This window comes from Enterovirga sp., from assembly GCF_028290205.1.
In the GTDB taxonomy this organism is placed as follows: Bacteria; Pseudomonadota; Alphaproteobacteria; order Rhizobiales; family Beijerinckiaceae; genus Enterovirga.
Genome location: NZ_JAQGKF010000042.1, coordinates 1 through 4042, shown reverse-complemented (window position 1 = coordinate 4042; position 4042 = coordinate 1). Strand labels below are relative to the sequence as shown.

The 4042-nt window shown below is 70.5% G+C and carries 4 protein-coding genes and 2 pseudogenes; 4 read left to right on the top strand and 2 right to left on the bottom strand.

Annotated elements, in window-relative coordinates; genetic code table 11:
* The 4 genes and pseudogenes from JWR86_RS03045 to JWR86_RS03030 all read left to right on the top strand — a co-directional run.
* A pseudogene (locus JWR86_RS03045) lies at positions 1-1064 on the top strand (ABC transporter ATP-binding protein); the annotation flags it as partial.
* A 13-nt stretch (positions 1065-1077) separates the two neighbouring features.
* On the top strand, positions 1078-1533 hold the full coding sequence (locus tag JWR86_RS03040; RefSeq protein WP_299560558.1) for a Crp/Fnr family transcriptional regulator: 456 nt from the start codon (positions 1078-1080) through the stop codon (positions 1531-1533).
* Positions 1534-1552: 19 nt separating this feature from the next.
* Complete coding sequence (locus JWR86_RS03035) at positions 1553-2320, top strand: glucose 1-dehydrogenase (protein WP_299560556.1); 768 nt, start codon at positions 1553-1555, stop codon at positions 2318-2320.
* An 81-nt stretch (positions 2321-2401) separates the two neighbouring features.
* Entirely contained in the window at positions 2402-3481 is a 1080-nt protein-coding gene (locus tag JWR86_RS03030; protein ID WP_299560554.1) for a hypothetical protein, read from the top strand.
* Here JWR86_RS03030 and JWR86_RS03025 read toward each other — a convergent pair.
* Both JWR86_RS03025 and JWR86_RS03020 read right to left on the bottom strand, forming a co-directional pair.
* Positions 3468-3704: an Lrp/AsnC ligand binding domain-containing protein gene (locus tag JWR86_RS03025; protein ID WP_299560551.1), complete on the bottom strand. Its 237-nt coding sequence runs from the start codon at positions 3702-3704 to the stop codon at positions 3468-3470. The two genes, JWR86_RS03030 and JWR86_RS03025, sit on opposite strands and share 14 nt — an antisense overlap.
* A gap of 23 nt (positions 3705-3727) precedes the next feature.
* A pseudogene (locus JWR86_RS03020) lies at positions 3728-4042 on the bottom strand (peptidase C15); the annotation flags it as partial.

The window sequence follows — 4042 nt, the reverse complement described above, 5'->3', positions numbered from 1 at the left end:
CCGACCTGGTCGAGCCCTTCGACCCGGCCCGCTACAACATCCGGGCGACGGTCGCCGAGAACCTGCTGTTCGGGGTGCCCACGTCGCCGGGCCTGATGGGCCGGGCTCTGATCGAGAACGAGGTCTTCCGCGGCGTTCTCGACCGGGCCGAACTGACGGACGACTTCCTGGTCATGGGCGTGCGCATCGCGGAAACGATGACGGACATCTTCCGCGGCCTGCCGTCCGGCCATCCGCTGTTCGACCAGTTCTCCTTCGTTCACGCCGACGAACTCGCCGAGTTCGAGAGGATGGTGAAGCGCTCGCGCATCAGCGGCCGGGGCGGGCTCACCCGGGACGAACGGCTGCGGCTGCTTGCCCTGCCGCTCGCCTATGTCGAGCCTCGCCACCGGCTCGGGCTGCTCGACGACGCCCTCCGCGAGCGGCTGCTCGAGGCGCGCGGCGCCCTGCGGCAGGCGCTGGAGGAGCAGGAGGACCCGGGGGTCGAGTTCTACGATCCCGATCGCGTCAACACGGCGGCCCCGGTGCGGGACAACCTCCTGTTCGGGCGCGTCAACGAGTCGGTCGCGGCGGCCCGCGACACGGTCCGGGAGCTCGGCGCGAAAGTCATCCAGGAGATGGATCTGTCGGGCGAGATCGAGCGGGTCGGGCTCGATCATGAGGTCGGCCCGGCCGGGCGCCTGCTCACGCCGACCCAGCGGGCGAGCGTCAGCCTGATCCGGTCGGCCGTGAAGCGGCCCGATATCCTGGTGGTGGACGGAGCCTTCGCGCCCTTCGGGGAAAGGCGCGTCGAGGCGCTGATCCTGTTCCTGGCCAAGGCCATGGAGGGCCGCACGCTGATCGTCGTGCTTCCCAACGAGCGCAACCTGACGCCGTTCGATCTGGTGATCCGCTTCGAGAACAAGGCTGTGGTGCTGGAGCCCGGCCCGGGCCCGGCGCTCCCCGCCGAACCCGCCGCGTCGGAGCCCCAGGTGGCGGCCGAGGCGGCCGCGCCTGCCATCACGTCCGACCCCGCGACCGGGGCCCAAGAGGCTCGCCTGGCCGCCAGGGTCGCAGCCGAGTAAGGGAACGCCCAACATGACCCTCGACACGGAAGTTCAAGCGCTTCGCCAGGTGCCCATGTTCCGCGACATCGACCCGTCGCGGCTGAAGCTCCTGGCTTTCACGTCGGAACGGATCCGCTTCGCCGTGGGCCAGAAATTCTTCGCCCAGGGCGACGCGGCCGATGCCGCCTACGTCATCCTGGAAGGCAAGGCCGAGGTGCTCCTCGAGGCGAAGGGCGGGGAGATCAAGGTAGCCGAACTCGGCCGCAACGCGCTGGTCGGCGAAATGGCGATCCTGTCGGACATGCCCCGAAGCGCGACGGTGGTGGCGACCGAGCCGCTCTCGGCGCTGCGCATCGACAGGCGCGTGTTCCTGGAACTCCTCACCCAGTTCCCGCAGATGTCGATCGCGGTCATGCGCGAGCTGGCCCTGCGCCTCGAGCGCACCAACGCGCAGCTTCTCGCCCGTTCGGCGCCGAAGACAGCCTGACCGGACCCTGGAGGGATTCGTGGATCTCGGAGCCGCTATCCGGGGACGGCACGTCCTCGTCACCGGAGCCTCGAGCGGGCTCGGCCGGCACTTCGCGGAGCTCTGCGGCCGCAACGGCGCCCGGGTGACGGTCGCGGCGCGCCGCCGGGACCGTCTGGAGGACGTCGTTGCCGAACTCCGGCGGCTCGGTGCGGCCGGCGCTCAGGCGGTGGATCTGGACGTCGCCGATTCCGCGTCCGTCGCGGCCGCGCTGGACGAGGCCGGGCGTCTGGGGCCGCTCGACATCGTCGTGAACAACGCGGGCGTGTCGGAGGGCCGGCCCGCCCTTGATGTCGACGAGGGGCTCTACGACAATGTCGTCGATACCAACCTCAAAGGCGTGTGGCTCGTCTCGACGGGAGCCGCCCGGCGCTGGCGGGACGCGAAGCGCCCGGGCGTCATCGTCAACATCGCCTCCATCCTGGGCCTCGGCGTGACCGGCTCGGTGTCGGTCTACGCCGCCACCAAGGCCGCGGTGATCCAGATGACGGCCGCCCACGCGCTCGAATGGGCGCGGTTCGGCATCCGGGTGAACGCGCTCGCCCCCGGCTACATCGAGACCGAGATGAACGCTGCCTTCTTCGCCAGCGAGCCCGGCCAGGCCATGATCCGCCGCATCCCGACCCGCCGCCTCGGCCGGCCGGCCGACCTTGACGGCGCCTTCCTGCTCCTCGCGACCGACGCCTCGTCCTGGATGACCGGAAGCTGCATCGCGGTGGATGGCGGCCACCTCGTGTCCGCGCTCTGATGTCGCTTCAAAGATGATGTTGAAGAGTCTGTTCTCGTTCTCTGATTTCGGCTCTGCGTTCCGGCCGGGACGAGCCTGACCATGGCGAGGGACGAAGCAGGCGGCGCCGTGAACTCGGCCGCCGCGGATTTCGGCGTCTGCGAGGGCCGGGACGGCTGGCTGTTCCTGGTCGGCGGCAACAACGACGTGGCCGCTCAGTTCAGAGAGACCGAGCTGACCACCAACCTCGTCCAGATGTGGCGTCAGGCGGTGATCGCGCGCCTGCGCCGGGCCCGCCGGCTCGGCATGGCCTACCGGCACATCGTGGTGCCCGAAAAGCTCACCGTCTACGACGACCGGCTGCCGGAACTCGGGATCGACGTCCGGTTGTCGCCCTTTGTGCGGCTCCGGGCGAGCTTCTTCCGGCGACCGGCTGTGTGGCGGGGGCCTCGCGCCTTTGCCGATGCGGTGCTCGGGCGCCGCGCCTGTCTCGACCTGGTCGGGGCCATGCGGGCCCGGCGCTCGGCCGAGGATCTCTATTTCCGCACCGACACGCACTGGACCCTTCCCGGAGTCCGGGTCGCCTACCGGGCTCTGTGCCGCGCGCTCGGAGCCCGTCCGCGCCGGGACTTCGTGGAGCGCCCCTGCCGCGAGATGGAGTTCGCGGGCGACCTCGGCACCAAGTTCGAGCCCCACCGCACGGAGCGGGTGCGCCGCTACAGCCTCCAGCGGGACGCTGTCCGGATCTATGCCAACCCGATCGTCGAGGCGCGGGAAACGCTCGGACAGGCGGACACGCTGCATGGTGGGTCACACATGGTGTACCGGAACGAGGCTCCGGATGCCGACCCCCGCCGCATCGTCCTGTTCGGGGATTCCCAGGCCCAGACCGGCCTCACCATCATGCTGGCCGAGACCTTTCGCGAGGTGCACTTCATCTGGTCGCCCGCGGTCGACTGGGGCTATGTCGAGCGGGTGCGGCCGGACGTGCTTCTGACCGAGATCGCCGAGCGCTTCATGATGCAGCTGCCGGACGACACGTTCGACCTCGACAGCTATGTGCAGCGCCGGTTTGGCGAGGAGCTCGCGGCCTGGGAGCGCCTGCGGGCCGGCCCGGACGCGCTCCGCCCCGTGCCCCCGCCGCCGGCGACCGAGGTCGGCTGGACGCTCAGAACGCCTTGAAGGTGATGATGGTGCGGGTGTCGGCGATCTCCGGGATCGTCTGCACGTTCTCGGCGATGAAGTGGCCGATATCGACGCCGTCATCGACGTGGAACTTGGCCAGGATGTCGTAATTGCCGGCGGTCGAGTAGATCTCGGAGGCGATCTCGCGGTCGGCGAGCGTGCTGGCGACCGGATAGGTCTTGCCGAGCTTGCATTTGATCTCGACAAAGAAGGTCTGCATGGCGGTCTCCGCGGCGCTCCGCTCTAGCGGAGAGCCGCCGTGGCGGCAACGCGCCGCCGGGACAGGACGAGGAGCTGCGCCGCGATCTCGACGAGGGCCGCTGCAAGGGCGGCCTGGGCCGGGATGCGCCGGGCACGCCGCGGGCCCGGCCGGATCGAGGCCGGCTTCGGCACGTGCACAAACAGCACCGGGGCCGGGCCGGCCAGCGCCCGGTAGTAGCCCGCGTTGCAGAGATACCGGCCGGCGTCGCGGGACACGCGAGCCGGGACCCCGTTGCGGCGGAGCGCGCGAAGCGCCTGGACCGGGGGCAGCGCGGTTCGGCGCTCCGGCGGCTGCTC